This is a genomic window from Pseudomonas sp. NFACC32-1, assembly GCF_900101215.1.
Classification (GTDB): domain Bacteria; phylum Pseudomonadota; class Gammaproteobacteria; order Pseudomonadales; family Pseudomonadaceae; genus Aquipseudomonas.
In genome coordinates, this window is record NZ_FMUL01000001.1 from 127,312 (window position 1) to 143,945 (window position 16,634).

At 62.2% G+C, this 16,634-nt stretch carries 13 protein-coding genes; 8 read left to right on the top strand and 5 right to left on the bottom strand.

Annotated features, from left to right (window positions below; genetic code table 11):
• Positions 1 to 67: 67 nt before the first annotated feature.
• A complete protein-coding gene (locus tag BLP99_RS00555) occupies positions 68 to 826 on the top strand; it encodes an iron-containing redox enzyme family protein (protein ID WP_207956596.1) in 759 nt (252 codons plus the stop codon).
• Between the two features lie 79 nt (positions 827 to 905).
• Here the strand turns inward: BLP99_RS00555 and BLP99_RS00560 are convergent, their stop codons facing one another.
• From BLP99_RS00560 to BLP99_RS00580, 5 genes are all read right to left on the bottom strand, one after another.
• Positions 906 to 1,832 carry a GGDEF domain-containing protein gene (locus BLP99_RS00560; RefSeq protein WP_072389386.1) on the bottom strand — a complete coding sequence of 309 codons (927 nt, stop codon included), beginning with the start codon at positions 1,830 to 1,832 and terminating at the stop codon, positions 906 to 908.
• Positions 1,833 to 2,193: 361 nt separating this feature from the next.
• Positions 2,194 to 2,934 (bottom strand): YciK family oxidoreductase, encoded by a 741-nt coding sequence (locus BLP99_RS00565; protein WP_072389384.1) that lies wholly within the window; start codon positions 2,932 to 2,934, stop codon positions 2,194 to 2,196.
• Between the two features lie 185 nt (positions 2,935 to 3,119).
• Entirely contained in the window at positions 3,120 to 3,791 is a 672-nt protein-coding gene (gene mupP / locus BLP99_RS00570) for an N-acetylmuramic acid 6-phosphate phosphatase MupP (protein WP_092179495.1), read from the bottom strand.
• Between the two features lie 4 nt (positions 3,792 to 3,795).
• Positions 3,796 to 4,494 (bottom strand): bifunctional 2-polyprenyl-6-hydroxyphenol methylase/3-demethylubiquinol 3-O-methyltransferase UbiG, encoded by a 699-nt coding sequence (ubiG, locus tag BLP99_RS00575; protein WP_072389380.1) that lies wholly within the window; start codon positions 4,492 to 4,494, stop codon positions 3,796 to 3,798.
• 63 nt (positions 4,495 to 4,557) lie between these two features.
• Positions 4,558 to 5,889 (bottom strand): TRZ/ATZ family hydrolase, encoded by a 1,332-nt coding sequence (locus BLP99_RS00580; protein ID WP_072458124.1) that lies wholly within the window; start codon positions 5,887 to 5,889, stop codon positions 4,558 to 4,560.
• A 106-nt stretch (positions 5,890 to 5,995) separates the two neighbouring features.
• Here BLP99_RS00580 and mtnA point away from each other — a divergent pair, with 106 nt between their 5' ends.
• The 7 genes from mtnA to cmk all read left to right on the top strand — a co-directional run bounded on the left by mtnA (position 5,996) and on the right by cmk (position 16,591).
• Complete coding sequence (gene mtnA, locus BLP99_RS00585; protein ID WP_072389376.1) at positions 5,996 to 7,072, top strand: S-methyl-5-thioribose-1-phosphate isomerase; 1,077 nt, start codon at positions 5,996 to 5,998, stop codon at positions 7,070 to 7,072.
• A 444-nt stretch (positions 7,073 to 7,516) separates the two neighbouring features.
• Positions 7,517 to 10,180 carry a DNA gyrase subunit A gene (gene gyrA, locus BLP99_RS00590; RefSeq protein WP_092179497.1) on the top strand — a complete coding sequence of 888 codons (2,664 nt, stop codon included), beginning with the start codon at positions 7,517 to 7,519 and terminating at the stop codon, positions 10,178 to 10,180.
• A gap of 183 nt (positions 10,181 to 10,363) precedes the next feature.
• Positions 10,364 to 11,449: a 3-phosphoserine/phosphohydroxythreonine transaminase gene (serC, locus tag BLP99_RS00595; RefSeq protein WP_072430276.1), complete on the top strand. Its 1,086-nt coding sequence runs from the start codon at positions 10,364 to 10,366 to the stop codon at positions 11,447 to 11,449.
• Positions 11,449 to 12,543 (top strand): prephenate dehydratase, encoded by a 1,095-nt coding sequence (pheA, locus tag BLP99_RS00600; protein ID WP_072389372.1) that lies wholly within the window; start codon positions 11,449 to 11,451, stop codon positions 12,541 to 12,543. The genes serC and pheA overlap by 1 nt, the downstream gene beginning before the upstream one ends.
• Before the next feature lie 13 nt (positions 12,544 to 12,556).
• Complete coding sequence (gene hisC / locus BLP99_RS00605; protein WP_072430277.1) at positions 12,557 to 13,669, top strand: histidinol-phosphate transaminase; 1,113 nt, start codon at positions 12,557 to 12,559, stop codon at positions 13,667 to 13,669.
• 28 nt (positions 13,670 to 13,697) lie between these two features.
• Positions 13,698 to 15,905, top strand: a complete 2,208-nt coding sequence (locus BLP99_RS00610) for a bifunctional prephenate dehydrogenase/3-phosphoshikimate 1-carboxyvinyltransferase (protein ID WP_072430278.1) — start codon at positions 13,698 to 13,700, stop codon at positions 15,903 to 15,905.
• Positions 15,902 to 16,591: a (d)CMP kinase gene (gene cmk, locus BLP99_RS00615; RefSeq protein WP_072389366.1), complete on the top strand. Its 690-nt coding sequence runs from the start codon at positions 15,902 to 15,904 to the stop codon at positions 16,589 to 16,591. The genes BLP99_RS00610 and cmk overlap by 4 nt, the downstream gene beginning before the upstream one ends.
• Positions 16,592 to 16,634 lie beyond the last annotated feature (43 nt).

Consider the following 16,634-nt stretch of genomic DNA (forward strand, 5'->3'; position numbering starts at 1 on the left):
TCCGTAAAAAATCACAATCAAAAGGAGCCCGACAGTGATCGACACATTCAACCGAACAGGCCCGCTCATGGACGCCACCAGCTATCCGAAATGGGCACAACAGCTCATTATCGATTGCAGCGAGAGCAAGCGCCGGGTTGTCGAACACGAGCTGTATCAACGCATGCGTGATAACAAGCTCAGCGCCAGGACCATGCGCCACTACCTCATCGGTGGTTGGCCGGTCGTCGAACAGTTCGCCTTGTACATGGCGCAGAACCTTACCAAGACCCGCTTTGCCCGCCACCCTGGCGAGGACATGGCCCGTCGTTGGCTGATGCGCAACATTCGTGTCGAACTCAACCATGCCGACTACTGGGTGAACTGGAGTGCGGCCCATGGCGTCACGCTGGAAGACCTGCAAGCCCAGCAGGTGCCCCCCGAACTGCATGCCTTGAGTCACTGGTGCTGGCACACCAGCTCGTCCGATTCGCTGATAGTGGCCATCGCGGCGACCAACTATGCGATCGAAGGGGCCACCGGTGAGTGGTCGGCGCTGGTATGTTCCAGCGGCGTCTATGCCGCGGCCTTCCCCGAGGAAGAACGCAAGCGCGCCATGAAATGGCTGAAGATGCATGCGCAGTACGACGATGCCCACCCTTGGGAAGCCCTGGAGATCATCTGCACGCTAGGGGGCATGAACCCGAGCAGGGCCTTGCAGGCCGAGCTGCGCCAGGCCATTTGCAAGAGCTATGACTACATGTATCTGTTCCTGGAGCGTTGCATGCAACTGGAGCAGGAAAAAGTCTCCTCCACCCGTGAGCGCCTGGCGCTGGCCGGGAGCTGATCGCCCGTAAGGGGCCCTGGCCGTCAACGGGGAGGTTGACGGCCAGGGCCCGCAGCGAGTGTCGTTCCCCGGCGGCCTTTCAACCCGCCATCGCCAGCCGGTTCCGCCCCTCGCGCTTGGCCACATACAGTGCACTGTCGACCCGTCGCAACAGGCTTTCGGCGGACTCGCCCGGCAGCAGCGTTGCACAGCCGAGGCTGACCGTCAGCTCGATCCTCGTTCCCGCCACGAAATAATCCTGCACCTGAGCGGCATACCGCAGCCGTTCGCCGACCATGGCCGCTGCTTCCCGGCTGGTATTGGAAAGCAGGATCAGGAATTCCTCGCCACCGAACCTGAACACCATGTCCACGTTGCGCAATTGCTGCTTGATCGACTCGGCGACGGTCCTGAGTACTTCATCGCCGACGCCATGGCCGTGGGTGTCGTTGATGCGCTTGAAATGATCGATGTCGAGCATCAACAGCGACAGCGGCTGCATATGGCGCCGGGACATGTCGATTTCCCGCTCCAGGGTCTGGTCCATGGCGATGCGGTTGCCGGTGCCGGTCAAGGGATCGCGCAGGGCGCTCTGGGTCGCTACGCGGTAGAGCAGGGCGTTGCGCAACGGAAACAGCAGCGTCGACATCACGGACTCGAGGTCGTGTTGCTCGGGGTCGGTAAAGCGCTGATTGCGCCGGAATATCAGCTCGCCCAGATCTTCGCCTTCATGACTCAAGTTGTAGCTGAGCACGTGGTGCCCACGCTGGCCGAACTCCATGCGCAGGTCGCTGGGCTTGTGCTGGTAGGCCAGTGCATCCAATGGCACCAGCCGCTGGACTTCACGGAAGAACAGGCCCAGGACCCGCTGCGGCTCCAGGCTCGTCTGCAATTGCTGGCCCAGTTGTTGGCGCAGTTGCTGGAGCGTGACGGACCGTGTCGCCAAGGGTGACGGCTGGCCGAGTCCCAGGCGCTGCAATTTGGCGCTGTCGAAGTCAATCGTATTGGTCTGGGTGGGCGTTTTCATATGGCGTAAGCCCCTGCAAAATCTGTCCCGACAGGGTGGGCGAGGCAGCGCCAGGCTGCGTATCGTACTGGTCCATCAATCCCGTAAGGCACTGAGTTGAGTCTAGTCTGCTTTCCCTGTATGGCTGCAGGTCTCGCCTCAATGCCTGTCACCCGCCGGACATGGCGTGTTTGAGGGTATTTAGAGCGAAACTCGTGCCAGTCCGTTCAATACGGAAAAAACGCTTGGAAAATCAACGGGGTGAAATGTAGATGCGGGCATGATGCAGGCGTCGAGCGACGGAGGTCTGGCGATTCGCCTGGCTTGGCATTGCACGCGGCAGCGCCGCGACGGTAAACCGCCGCGACGTGAAGTGGAGGTGTTACTGGGCGTTGAAGGCCTGGCCGTTGACACCCGTGCTGTCCGGGCCCATCAAGTACAGGTAGACCGGCATGATCTCTTCAGGCGTCGGGTTATTGAGCGGATTTTCCCCCGGATAGGCCTGGGCGCGCATGCTGGTGCGGGTGGCCCCCGGGTTGATGCTGTTGGCCCGCACTGCCGCGACAGTATCGACCTCGTCGGCCAGGGTCTGCATCAGCCCCTCGGTGGCGAACTTGGACACACCGTAGGCCCCCCAGTACGCGCGGCCCTTGCGTCCGACGCTGCTGGAGGTGAACACCACGGAGGCATCCCTGGACAGCTTGAGCAGAGGCAGCAAGGTGCTGGTGAGCATGAACATGGCGTTGACGTTCACGTGCATCACCCGCATGAAGTTTTCGCCCGACAGCTGCTCCAGCGGTGTGCGCGGACCGATGATCGAAGCGTTGTGCAGCAGGCCGTCCAGGTGACCGAACTCGGTTTCGATCATGGCTGCCAGTTCGTCGTACTGATGGGGCAGGGCGGTTTCCAGGTTGAACGGAATCACGGCCGCTTGTGGGTGACCGGCGGCTTCGATTTCATCATAGACCTGGGTCAGGTTGGCTTCGGTCTTGCCCAGCAGCAGCACCGTGGCACCGTGGGCGGCGTAGGCCTTGGCAGCAGCGGCGCCGATGCCACGACCGGCCCCGGTCACGAGGATGACCCGGCCTTCGAGCAGGTCGGGGCGGGCGGTGTAATCAAACATAAAGAACCTCACGAAACAAAACGATGCGTGGTGATGCATTGTTGTGGCGAGGGGACTCATCCCCGTTGAGCTGCGATGCAGCCCTGTTTTCATGCCGTCGGCATCCAGGCTTTCTGAGCGCGTGATGGGAGGCGCTTCGCGCCCCAGCGGGGATGAATCCCCTCGCCACGACTGCGACGTTCAGCTCAGCAACTGCACAACGCGTTATCCAGCACTTCACGTAGTGCCGAAGGGTGATCGATCACCACGTCCGCCCCCCAATGCCTGGGGTTGTCGTCCGGGTGGATGTAGCCGTAGGTCACCGCACAGGTCCTGGTGCCGGCATTGCGGCCGGACTCGATGTCCCGCAGGTCGTCGCCTATGAACAGGACGGTGGCCGGGTCCAGGTCGAGCATCTTGCACGCCAGGATCAACGGCTCCGGGTCGGGCTTGCTGTTCTTCACATGATCGGGGCAGATCAGCACCTTCGAGCGCTCGGCCAGCCCCAGCTGCTGCATGATCGGCTCGGCGAAACGCACCGGCTTGTTGGTGACCACGCCCCAGACCAGATTGGCGGCTTCGATGTCGGCCAGCACCTCGGCCATGCCGTCGAACAGATGGCTGTGGATCGCGCAGCCCTTGAGGTAGCGGTCTAGGAATTCCTGGCGCAGCTCCTCGAACCCCGGCGATTCAGGGTCCATGGAAAACGTCACTGCCACCATAGCCCGTGCCCCTCCGGAAATCTCGTCGCGGATGTGCTGGGTGTTCATCGGTGGCAAGCCACGGTCGGCGCGCATGGCCTGGCAGATGGCGATGAAGTCCGGTGCCGTGTCGAGCAGCGTGCCATCCATGTCGAAAAGAACTGCCTTGAGACGCATCGACTCACTCCTCGCGCAGGGTCTGGATCATGTAGTTGACGTCAACGTCCGAAGACAGCTTGTAGTGCTTGGTGAGCGGGTTGTAGGTCAGGCCGATGATGTCCTTGACGGTCAGCCCGGCCATGCGGCTCCAGGCACCCAGTTCGGAGGGGCGGATGAATTTCTTGAAGTCGTGGGTGCCGCGCGGCAGCAGCTTCATGATGTATTCGGCGCCGATGATGGCGAACAGATACGCCTTTGGGTTGCGGTTGATGGTGGAGAAGAATACCTGGCCGCCGGGTTTGACCATGCGCATGCAGGCCCGGATGACCGAGGACGGGTCGGGCACGTGCTCGAGCATTTCCAGGCAGGTGACCACATCGAACTGCTCGGGCATTTCCTCGGCCAGGGCTTCGGCGGTGGTCTGCCGGTACTCCACGTTGACACCGGATTCCAGTTGATGCAATTGCGCCACGGCCAGCGGCGCCTCGCCCATGTCGATGCCCGTCACGGTTGCCCCGCGCAGGGCCATGGCTTCACTGAGGATACCGCCGCCGCAGCCGACATCGAGTACCTTCTTGCCGGCCAGGCCGACACGTTCGTCAATCCAGTTGACCCGCAGCGGGTTGATATCGTGCAGTGGCTTGAACTCGCTTTCACGATCCCACCAGCGATGGGCGAGGGCCTCGAACTTGGCGATTTCGGCGTGGTCGACGTTACTCATGTGCAAATCCTCGAAAAAACTTTGAAAGAATCAGGGCCCCGAGCGATGGCTCAAGGGGCATGGTCATTGGTCATGGCCGCTGATGCGCCGTCCCCAGGCCTGCGCCGTGGCGATCAGTTGCGTTTCATCCAGGCGGGTCAACCGGCCGTCCTCCAATAAAGGCTTGCCAGCCACCCACAGGTGTTTCACGCGATCGCGGCCTGTGGCATAGATCAGTTGTGAAACCGGGTCGTAGACCGGTTGCTGAGCCAGGCCTGACAGGTCAAAGGCCACCAGGTCCGCAGCCTTGCCGAGCTCCAGCGAGCCGACTATGGCCTCTATGCCCAGCGCCCGGGCGCCATTGAGCGTGGCCATGCGCAACGCGCGGTGGGCGTCCAGGGCCATGGCAGAGCCGGAAACAGCCTTGGCCAACAGTGCCGCGGTGCGGGTTTCGCCCAGCAGGTCCAGGTCGTTGTTGCTGGCTGCGCCGTCGGTGCCGATCGCTACATTGACGCCGGCCTGCCACAGGCGCTCCACCGGGCAGAAGCCGCTGGCCAGCTTAAGGTTCGATTCCGGACAATGGATGACGCTGCAGTTGCTTTCTACCAGTAAGGCGAGGTCTTCATCGCTGATCTGTGTCATGTGCACGGCCTGGAAGCGCGGGCCCAGAAGACCCAGCCGGCCCAGGCGAGCCATGGGGCGTTCGGCGGTTTTATCCACGGCCTGCTGCACTTCGAATGCGGTTTCGTGGACGTGCATATGAATCGCCGCATCCAGTTCCTCGGCAATCACACGGATTTTCTCCAGGTTTTCGTCGCCTACGGTGTAAGGCGCATGGGGTCCGAATGCGACTTTGATTCGCGGATGATGCTTGAGGTCGCCAAACAATTCGATGCCCTGACGAATGGCTTCGTCGGCGCTGGCCGCACCGGGAATCGGGAAATCGAGGACAGGAATGGCGATTTGGGCGCGGATGCCGCTGTTGTGGACGCGCTCGCTGGCAACCTTGGGGTAGAAATACATGTCAGAGAAGCAGGTGATGCCGCCCTTGACCTGTTCGGCAATGGCCAGGTCGGTGCCATCGCGGACGAAATCCTCATCGACCCATTTGCCTTCGGCCGGCCAGATGTGCTGCTCGAGCCATGTCATCAGCGGCAGATCGTCGGCCAGACCGCGGAACAGCGTCATCGCCGCATGGCCGTGGGCGTTGATCAGCCCCGGGCTGAGCAGCATGCCCGGCAGTTCGCGGACCTGGGCGGCGTCGCACTTGAGGGCTTCTGCCCGTGGACCGATGAAAACGATGCAACCGTCGCGAATGCCCAGGCCATGGTCCTGGAGTACCACACCGGCGGGTTCGACAGGCACCAACCAGGTCGGCAGCAATAATAAGTCGAGCGCAACGGCAGTCCTGGGCATCGTGGATCGGTTCCATCGGATATAAAGGATGGCGAAGTATACCCGAGCGTCTTCGCGGAGGGATCGCTATAATCGACGGCTTTTGTTCATGAGTGCGGGGTGAGGGATGCGCGATCGTCTGTTGGCAGCGGAGAAGGTGAAGGCCATCGACTGGCGCAATGGTTACCTGTACCTGCTCGATCAGCGTGTTTTGCCGTTCGAGGAAAACTGGATCGCCTATGACAGCGCGGCCGGCGTGGCCGAAGCCATTCGTTCGATGGTGGTACGCGGCGCACCGGCCATCGGCATCAGTGCGGCCTATGGCGTCGTACTGGCCGCCCGGGCGAGGTTTGCCGAAGGCGGCGACTGGCGGGCCGCGCTGGAGGCCGACCTGGCACTGTTGGCCGAATCCCGGCCGACGGCGGTAAACCTGTTCTGGGCCCTGGATCGGATGCGCGACCGGCTGGTGCGCTTGAAGGATCATGTCGAGCCGCTGGCGGCCCTCGAGGCCGAAGCCATCGCCATCCACGAAAGTGATCGCGAAGCCAACCTGACCATGGCCCAGCTCGGCGTCGACCTGATTCGCAGGCACCAGGGCAATGCCCAGGCCATCCTGACCCATTGCAATACCGGTGCCCTGGCCACCGGAGGCTTCGGTACGGCGCTGGGCGTGATCCGTGGCGCGTTCCTGGAGGGCATGGTCGAGCGCGTCTACGCCGACGAAACCCGTCCATGGTTGCAGGGCTCGCGCCTGACCGCCTGGGAATTGGCCAACGAAGGCATCCCGGTGACCGTCAACGCCGATTCTGCCGCAGCCCACATCATGAAGACCAAGGGCGTGACCTGGGTGATCGTCGGTGCCGACCGCATCACCGCCAACGGCGACGTGGCCAACAAGATCGGGACCTATCAGCTGGCGGTCTGTGCCATGCACCACGGCGTGCGTTTCATGGTGGTGGCGCCGAGTTCGACCATCGACATGAGCCTGGCCAGTGGCGACGATATCCCGCTCGAAGAGCGTGACGGGCGCGAGCTGCTGGAAGTCGGCGGCAAGCGGGTGGGCGCGGATGCGGACGCCTTCAACCCGGTATTCGACGTGACGCCGGCGGACCTGATCGATGCCATCGTCACCGAAAAGGGTATCGTCGAACGCCCTGACACCGCGAAACTGGCGCAGTTGATGTGCCGCAAGCGGCTGCATTGAGACAGTTTCTATCAGGCGCATCGTCTTCGAGCTGGCTCGCTTGCGCATGCAATCTTGTCGTGCCAAGAACCCTGGGCATGCAAAACACTCGTGTGGGCGCGAGCCTGTTCGCGAAGAAGCTCCTGAAACCGGTAAATCTTCTTGCATTCGAGCGCAAATTCTTCAGTCGCCGCGCTTCTAAGCCCCTCTGCTTCCGTATCAGCCTGTCACCGGTCAACTAACTACACACCATGCGCATCAGGGGGATAGGTGCGTGGCGGCTCTTGTGATAACATCCGGCGGTTTCCAGGGCTGCCTCGCGAGGCAGTCTTTACTGCGCAGATCCATGGCATAACTCGTTGATTTGTCGTAAGTCGCTGCACGGCACCTGGTCGGCAGCGGCGAGCTTCGTTCGCCTCATCCGGGCGTGACGAAGTTTCACCAGAAAAAGGAATCAGGCTTCTCATGGGCGAACTGGCCAAAGAAATCCTCCCGGTCAATATCGAAGACGAGCTGAAACAGTCCTACCTCGACTATGCGATGAGCGTAATCGTCGGGCGGGCACTGCCGGATGCGCGCGATGGCTTGAAGCCCGTGCATCGGCGCGTGCTGTACGCAATGAGCGAGCTGGGCAACGACTTCAACAAGCCGTACAAGAAATCCGCCCGTGTCGTCGGTGACGTGATCGGTAAGTATCACCCCCACGGCGACACTGCCGTGTACGACACCATCGTGCGGATGGCACAGCCGTTTTCCCTGCGCTACCTGCTGGTAGACGGCCAGGGCAACTTCGGTTCCGTGGACGGGGACAACGCCGCGGCCATGCGATACACCGAAGTGCGCATGACCAAGCTGGCCCACGAGCTGCTGGCCGACCTGCACAAGGAAACCGTGGACTGGGTGCCGAACTACGACGGCACCGAAATGATCCCGGCGGTCATGCCGACCCGTATCCCGAACCTGCTGGTCAACGGCTCCAGCGGTATCGCCGTGGGCATGGCGACCAACATCCCGCCGCACAACCTCGGTGAAGTCATCGACGGTTGCCTGGCTCTCATCGACAATCCCGAACTCACCGTCGATGAACTGATGCAGTACATTCCCGGCCCGGACTTCCCGACCGCCGCGATCATCAACGGTCGTGCCGGTATCATCGAGGCCTATCGCACCGGTCGAGGCCGCATTTACATGCGCGCCCGTTCCACCGTCGAAGACATCGACAAGGTCGGCGGCCGCCAGCAGATCGTCATCACCGAGCTCCCGTACCAACTGAACAAGGCTCGACTGATCGAGAAGATCGCCGAGCTGGTGAAAGAGAAGAAGCTCGAAGGTATCACCGAGCTGCGCGACGAGTCCGACAAGGACGGCATGCGTGTCGTGATCGAGTTGCGCCGTGGCGAAGTGCCCGAGGTGATCCTCAACAACCTCTACGCCCAGACCCAGTTGCAGAGTGTGTTCGGCATCAACATCGTTGCGCTGATCGACGGTCGTCCGCGGATCCTGAACCTCAAGGACCTGCTGGAAGCCTTCGTGCGCCATCGTCGCGAAGTGGTGACCCGCCGCACCGTATTCGAGCTGCGCAAGGCCCGCGAGCGTGGACATATCCTCGAAGGCCAGGCTGTCGCCCTGTCGAACATCGACCCGGTCATCGCCCTGATCAAGGCTTCGCCGACACCGTCGGAAGCCAAGGAAGCGCTGGTCAGCACGCCTTGGGAATCGAGCGCGGTAATGACCATGGTGGAACGCGCCGGCGCCGACTCGTGCCGGCCGGAGAACCTCGATCCGCAGTATGGCCTGCGCGACGGCAAGTACTTCCTGTCCCCGGAGCAGGCGCAAGCCATCCTGGAACTGCGCCTGCACCGCCTGACCGGCCTGGAGCACGAGAAGCTGCTGGCCGAGTACCAGGAGATCCTCAACCAGATCGGCGAGCTGATCCGCATCCTCAACAGCGCCACGCGCCTGATGGAAGTGATCCGCGAAGAGCTGGAAGTGATCCGCGCCGAGTACGGCGACGTACGCCGCACCGAGATCCTCGATGCGCGCCTGGACCTGACCCTGGGTGACATGATCCCGGAAGAAGATCGCGTGGTGACCATTTCCCATGGCGGCTACGCCAAGACCCAGCCTCTGGCCGCCTACCAGGCCCAGCGTCGCGGCGGCAAAGGCAAATCGGCTACCGGCGTCAAGGACGAGGACTACATCGCTCACCTGCTGGTTGCCAACAGCCATACCACGCTGCTGCTGTTCTCCAGCAAAGGCAAGGTCTACTGGCTCAAGACTTATGAAATCCCCGAGGCGTCCCGTGCCGCGCGCGGTCGTCCGCTGGTCAACCTGCTGCCGCTGGATGATGGCGAATACATCACCACCATGCTGCCGGTGGAGGAGTACACCGAAGGTCACTATATCTTCATGGCGACTGCCAACGGCACCGTGAAGAAGACCCCGCTGGAATCGTTCAGTCGCCAGCGCAGCGTGGGCCTGATCGCTCTGGAACTGGACGAGGGCGATGTGCTGATCTCCGCGGCCATCACCGACGGCGAGCGTGAAGTCATGCTGTTTTCCGACGGCGGCAAGGTGACCCGCTTCAAGGAGTCCGATGTCCGTGCCATGGGCCGTACCGCCCGCGGTGTACGCGGCATGCGCCTGCCGGAAGGGCAGAAGCTGATCTCCATGCTGATCCCGGAAGAGGGCAGTCAGATCCTTACTGCTTCCGAGCGTGGCTACGGCAAGCGCACCGCCATCAGCGAGTTCCCGGAGTACAAGCGTGGCGGCCAGGGCGTGATCGCCATGGTCAGCAACGAGCGTAACGGCCGATTGGTCGGCGCGGTGCAAGTGCTCGATGGCGAAGAGATCATGCTGATTTCCGACCAGGGCACCCTGGTCCGTACGCGGGTCGACGAAGTCTCCAGCCTGGGTCGTAACACCCAGGGCGTGACACTGATCAAGCTGGCCAACGACGAGACGCTGGTCGGGCTTGAGCGGGTGCAGGAGCCTTCGGAAGTCGAAGGCGCGGAGCAGGAAGGCGAGGAAGACATGGCGTTCGACGGCACCCTTGGCGCCAATGTCGACGACATGGCCGACGACCAGTCGCTCGATGCCGCCGCAGACGAAGAAGAACCGCAGGACTAAGCGGACACGCAGGGGGCGGATGAAGATTCGCCCCCTTGTTGTTTGTGATGCTGCACAGGATCGCTCCCATGCTCAGCGCCCCATGGCGCCGAGCGTCATTGGATGCACCCCATGCAGGGCACGGGGACGATTCCGTGCAGACCAAAAGATTTAAGTGACCACCAGATCAGAGCGAGATTGGATGTGAGCAAGAGAGCCTATAACTTCTGTGCCGGCCCGGCGGCGCTTCCTGAAGCGGTCCTGAAGCGCGCCCAGGGTGAACTTCTCGACTGGCATGGCAAGGGCCTGTCTGTCATGGAAATGAGCCATCGCAGCGATGAGTTCGTGTCCATTGCCACCAAGGCCGAGCAGGACCTGCGTGATCTGCTGAACATCCCGTCCAACTACAAGGTGCTGTTCCTCCAGGGCGGTGCCAGCCAGCAGTTCGCCCAGGTTCCGCTGAACCTGCTGCCGGAAAGCGGCAAGGCCGACTACATCGATACCGGTATCTGGTCGCAGAAAGCCATCGAAGAAGCCTCGCGTTATGGTCACGTGAACGTTGCGGCCAGCGCCAAGCCCTACGATTACTTCGCCATTCCCGGGCAGAACGAGTGGAACCTGTCCAAGGACGCCGCTTACGTTCACTACGCACCGAATGAGACCATCGGCGGCCTGGAGTTCAACTGGATCCCGGAAACCGGCGATGTCCCGCTGGTCGCCGACATGTCGTCGGATATTCTCTCGCGTCCTGTGGATATCTCCCGGTTCGGCATGATCTACGCCGGTGCCCAGAAGAACATCGGTCCGAGCGGCATCCTGGTCAGCATCATTCGTGAAGACCTGCTGGGGCGCGCCCGCGCCCTGTGCCCGACCATGCTCGACTACAAGGTCGCGGCCGACAACGGCTCCATGTACAACACCCCCCCGACCCTGGCCTGGTACCTGTCCGGCCTGGTGTTCGAATGGCTGAAGGAGCAGGGCGGGGTCGAAGCCATCGGCAAGCTCAACGAAGTGAAGCAACGCACGCTCTACGACTTCATCGATGCCAGTGACCTGTACAGCAACCCGATCAACAAGACCGATCGCTCGTGGATGAACGTTCCGTTCCGCCTGGCCGACGATCGTCTCGACAAACCGTTCCTGGCAGGCGCCGAAGAACGCGGCCTGTTGAACCTCAAGGGCCACCGCTCCGTGGGTGGCATGCGTGCCTCCATCTATAACGCCGTGGACATCCATGCCGTCAATGCACTGGTGGCCTACATGGCAGAGTTCGAGAAGGAACACGGCTGATGTCAGAACAGGAACTCAAGGCGCTGCGCCTGCGCATCGATGCCCTGGACGAAAAAGTCCTGGAGTTGATCAGCGAGCGAGCACGCTGCGCCCAGGAAGTCGCTCGCGTGAAGATGGCCTCCCTGGCCGAGGGCGAAACGCCGGTGTTCTATCGTCCCGAGCGTGAGGCTCAGGTGCTCAAGCGGGTCATGGAGCGCAACAAGGGACCCTTGGGCAACGAAGAGATGGCGCGGTTGTTCCGTGAAATCATGTCCTCGTGCCTGGCACTCGAGCAGCCGTTGAAAGTCGCCTACCTGGGGCCGGAAGGTACCTTCACCCAGGCCGCCGCCATGAAGCACTTCGGCCATGCCGTCATCAGCAAGCCGATGGCGGCCATCGACGAAGTCTTCCGTGAAGTAGCGGCCGGCGCGGTGAATTTTGGCGTGGTTCCGGTGGAAAACTCCACCGAAGGCGCGGTCAACCACACGCTGGACAGCTTCCTCGAGCACGACATGGTGATCTGTGGCGAAGTGGAGTTGCGCATCCACCACCATCTGCTGGTGGGGGAAAACACCAAGACCGACAGCATCAGCCGGATCTATTCCCATGCCCAGTCCCTGGCCCAGTGCCGCAAGTGGCTGGATGCCCATTACCCGAATGTCGAGCGCGTGGCGGTATCGAGCAACGCCGAAGCGGCCAAGCGGGTCAAGGGCGAGTGGAACTCGGCGGCCATCGCCGGAGACATGGCGGCCGGTCTCTACGGCTTGACCCGTCTGGCGGAGAAAATCGAGGATCGCCCGGACAACTCCACGCGATTCCTGATGATCGGCAATCAGGAGGTTCCTCCGACTGGCGACGACAAGACGTCGATCATCGTCTCCATGAGCAACAAGCCCGGTGCACTCCATGAATTGCTGGTGCCATTCCACGACAACGGTATCGACCTGACCCGGATCGAGACCCGTCCTTCGCGCAGCGGTAAATGGACCTACGTGTTTTTCATCGATTTCGTCGGCCATCACCGCGATCCGCTGGTAAAAGGTGTGCTGGAGAAAATCAGTCAGGAAGCAGTGGCACTCAAGGTGCTGGGTTCCTACCCCAAGGCAGTTCTTTAAGGGCGGATAGCAAATGAGTGGCAACTTCCTCGCCCTGGCTCAGCCAGGCGTGCAACAACTTTCGCCTTACGTTCCGGGCAAGCCTGTGGACGAACTGGCCCGCGAGCTGAATCTGGATCCGACCCGCATCGTCAAGCTGGCGAGCAATGAAAACCCCCTGGGCGCGAGCCCCAAGGCGCTGGCGGCAATTCGCGATGAACTGGCCGATCTGACCCGTTATCCCGATGGCAACGGTTATGCCCTCAAGAGCCTGCTGGCCGAGCGCTGTGGCGTTGAATTGAGCCAGGTGACCCTGGGCAACGGTTCCAACGACATTCTCGAGCTGGTGGCGCGCGCCTACCTCGCGCCGGGCCTCAATGCCGTGTTCAGCGAGCACGCGTTCGCGGTCTACCCGATCGCGACCCAGGCCGTGGGTGCCGATGCGCATGCGGTGCCGGCCAAGGATTTCGGACACGATCTGCCGGCGATGCTGGCTGCCATCGATGCCAATACCCGGGTGGTCTTCATCGCCAACCCGAACAATCCGACCGGCACCTGGTTCGACGCCCAGGCATTGGACGACTTCCTGCAGGACGTTCCTGAGCATGTACTGGTGGTGCTGGACGAGGCATACATCGAGTATGCCGAGGGGAGCGAACTGCCCGATGGCCTGGATTTCCTCGCGGCCTACCCAAACCTGCTGGTCTCGCGCACGTTCTCCAAGGCCTACGGCCTGGCGTCGCTGCGGGTCGGCTATGGCCTGTCCACTGCCGTGGTGGCCGATGTGCTTAACCGCGTACGCCAGCCGTTCAACGTCAACAGTTTTGCCCTGGCTGCCGCATGCGCCGCGCTCCAGGATGAGGAGTACCTCGAGCAGGGTCGCCGCCTGAACGAGGCCGGCATGCAGCAGTTGGAAGCCGGCTTCCGTGAACTGGGCCTGGGCTGGATTCCCTCAAAGGGCAACTTTATCTGTGTCGACCTGGGGCGCGTTGCCGCGCCGGTGTTCCAGGAGTTGCTGCGTGAAGGAGTGATCGTGCGTCCGGTGGCTAACTACGGCCTGCCGAACCATCTGCGCGTCACCATTGGCTTGCCGGCGGAAAACAGCCGTTTCCTAGAGGCGTTGAGCAAGGTCCTGGCTTGTGGTTGATGTCACTGCGTTGCAACCTGTCGTGCCTATGATCGGTCGCCTGGTGGTGATCGGCCTGGGGCTGATCGGTGGTTCGTTCGCCAAGGGGCTGCGCGAGAGCGGTCTGTGTCGTGAGGTGGTCGGTGTCGACCTGGACCCGCAATCGCGCAAGCTGGCGGTGGAGCTTGGTGTGGTCGATCGTTGCGAGGTTGACCTGGCCGCTGCTTGCCAGGGGGCCGATGTCATCCAGCTGGCGGTGCCGATCCTGGCCATGGAGAAATTGCTGGCGCGCCTGGCGACCATGGACCTGGGCGAGGCGATCCTGACCGATGTCGGCAGCGCCAAGGGTAACGTCGTGCGGGCGGCCACCGAGGCTTTCGGTGGGATGCCGGCACGGTTCGTGCCCGGTCACCCGATTGCCGGTTCCGAGCAGAGCGGCGTTGAAGCTTCCAACGCCGAACTGTTTCGCCGCCACAAGGTGATTCTGACGCCGCTGGAGCAAACCGATCCGGCTGCGCTGGCGGTGGTGGACCGTTTGTGGCGTGAGCTGGGGGCCGATGTCGAGCACATGCAGGTCGGACGGCATGATGAAGTCCTGGCCGCTACCAGCCATCTGCCGCACCTGTTGGCGTTCGGTCTGGTGGATTCATTGGCCAAACGCAATGAAAATCTCGAGATCTTCCGTTACGCTGCCGGCGGTTTCCGCGATTTCACGAGAATCGCTGGTAGCGACCCGGTCATGTGGCACGACATCTTCCTCGCCAATCGCGAAGCTGTCCTGCGCACACTCGATACATTTCGCAGCGATCTCGACGCCTTGCGCGACGCGGTCGATGCAGGGGACGGGCACCAATTGCTGGGCGTTTTCACACGCGCCAGGGTGGCCCGCGAGCATTTCAGTAAAATCCTGGCCCGTCGGGCCTATGTGGACGCTATGAATTCCAACGATCTGATTTTCCTGGCACAACCTGGTGGCTCCCTGAGTGGGCGTATTCGTGTACCGGGCGATAAATCGATTTCCCACCGCTCGATCATGCTCGGCTCCCTGGCTGAAGGCGTGACCGAGGTGGAAGGCTTCCTCGAAGGCGAAGACGCCCTGGCGACATTGCAGGCATTTCGCGACATGGGTGTGGTCATCGAAGGCCCGCACCATGGCCGCGTGACCATCCATGGGGTCGGCCTGCATGGTCTCAAGCCTGCCCCTGGACCGATCTACCTAGGCAACTCGGGTACCTCGATGCGCCTGTTGTCCGGCCTGCTGGCCGCCCAGGACTTCGACAGTGTCCTGACCGGCGACGCTTCGTTGTCCAAGCGTCCGATGAATCGCGTGGCCAATCCACTGCGGGAAATGGGTGCGGTCATCGAGACGGCGGCCGACGGGCGTCCGCCGATGACCATTCGTGGCGGCAACAAGCTCAAGGGCTTGACCTATACCATGCCGATGGCCAGCGCCCAGGTGAAATCCTGCCTGCTGCTGGCCGGTCTTTATGCCGAAGGCAAGACCACCGTCACCGAGCCCGCCCCGACCCGCGATCACACCGAGCGCATGCTGCGCGGTTTCGGTTACCCGGTCACGGTCGACGGGGCCACGGCGTCCGTTGAGTCCGGTAGCAAGCTGACGGCCACCCACATCGAAGTGCCAGGCGATATCTCTTCGTCCGCGTTCTTCCTGGTGGCAGCGTCTATCGCCGAGGGCTCCGAACTGGTGCTCGAACACGTCGGCATCAACCCGACCCGTACCGGTGTGATCGATATCCTGCGCCTGATGGGCGCTGATATCACCTTGGAAAACCAGCGTGAAGTCGGTGGCGAACCCGTAGCGGACCTGCGCGTAAGAGCAGCTAAACTCAAGGGTATCGAGATTCCGGAAGCGCTGGTTCCGCTGGCGATCGACGAGTTCCCGGTGCTGTTCGTGGCGGCGGCCTGTGCAGAAGGGCGTACCGTATTGACTGGCGCCGAAGAGCTGCGGGTCAAGGAATCGGACCGTATCCAGGTGATGGCTGATGGCCTGCTGGCGCTGGGGGTCAAGTGCGAGCCGACTCCGGATGGCATCATCATCGACGGCGGCCAGATCGGCGGCGGCGAGGTTCATGGGCATGGCGACCACCGTATTGCCATGGCATTCAGCGTGGCTTCCTTGCGTGCCAGCGCACCGATCCGCATCCACGACTGTGCCAACGTCGCGACGTCGTTTCCGAACTTCCTCGCGCTGTGTGCGCAGGTCGGTATTCGAGTAGCACAAGAGGCGCAGTCGTGAAGATCAAGACACCGGTCATCACCATCGATGGCCCTAGCGGCTCGGGCAAGGGCACCGTTGCCGGGATTCTGGCCCGTCAACTGGGCTGGAACCTGCTCGACTCGGGGGCGTTGTATCGACTGCTGGCGTTCGCGGCCAGCAACCATGGCGTGGACCTGACCAACGAAGAACTGCTCAAGGCCCTGGCGGCGCATCTGGATGTGCAGTTCATCGCCGCGACCGAGGGCCAGTTGCAGCGCATCATCCTGGAAGGCGACGAAGTCAGCGATGTCATCCGTACCGAGAGCGTGGGTGCAGGCGCTTCGCAGGTTGCCGCGCTACCGGCGGTGCGCGAAGCGTTGCTGCAGCGTCAGCGGGCATTCCAGGAACCACCGGGGCTGGTGGCCGATGGTCGGGACATGGGAACGGTGGTGTTTCCGGACGCGCCATTGAAGATTTTCCTCACTGCCAGTGCGGAGGAGCGGGCTCGCCGCCGATATTTGCAGTTGAAGGGCAAGGGCGAGGATGTTAGTCTGTCGAGTCTGCTAGATGAGATCCGTGCGCGCGACGAGCGTGACACCCAGCGCGCAGTAGCCCCGCTAAAACCGGCGGCCGATGCGATACAGCTGGATTCCACGGAGTTGTCCATCGATCAGGTGTTGCAACGCATCATGAGCGAGATCGCCATTCGCGATATCGCCGGGTGACCAGGAAGCTCCGCAGGGGACCAGTCATAGTCCTGCGGTCTTC

Bases quoted from the DNA above. Each gene is read 5' to 3' on its own strand.
- BLP99_RS00555 (WP_207956596.1), top strand. From the start codon at position 68: ATGGACGCCACCAGCTATCCGAAATGGGCACAACAGCTCATTATCGAT.
- BLP99_RS00560 (WP_072389386.1), bottom strand. From the start codon at position 1,832: ATGAAAACGCCCACCCAGACCAATACGATTGACTTCGACAGCGCCAAA.
- BLP99_RS00565 (WP_072389384.1), bottom strand. From the start codon at position 2,934: ATGTTTGATTACACCGCCCGCCCCGACCTGCTCGAAGGCCGGGTCATC.
- mupP (WP_092179495.1), bottom strand. From the start codon at position 3,791: ATGCGTCTCAAGGCAGTTCTTTTCGACATGGATGGCACGCTGCTCGAC.
- ubiG (WP_072389380.1), bottom strand. From the start codon at position 4,494: ATGAGTAACGTCGACCACGCCGAAATCGCCAAGTTCGAGGCCCTCGCC.
- BLP99_RS00580 (WP_072458124.1), bottom strand. From the start codon at position 5,889: ATGCCCAGGACTGCCGTTGCGCTCGACTTATTATTGCTGCCGACCTGG.
- mtnA (WP_072389376.1), top strand. From the start codon at position 5,996: ATGCGCGATCGTCTGTTGGCAGCGGAGAAGGTGAAGGCCATCGACTGG.
- gyrA (WP_092179497.1), top strand. From the start codon at position 7,517: ATGGGCGAACTGGCCAAAGAAATCCTCCCGGTCAATATCGAAGACGAG.
- pheA (WP_072389372.1), top strand. From the start codon at position 11,449: ATGTCAGAACAGGAACTCAAGGCGCTGCGCCTGCGCATCGATGCCCTG.
- hisC (WP_072430277.1), top strand. From the start codon at position 12,557: ATGAGTGGCAACTTCCTCGCCCTGGCTCAGCCAGGCGTGCAACAACTT.
- BLP99_RS00610 (WP_072430278.1), top strand. From the start codon at position 13,698: ATGATCGGTCGCCTGGTGGTGATCGGCCTGGGGCTGATCGGTGGTTCG.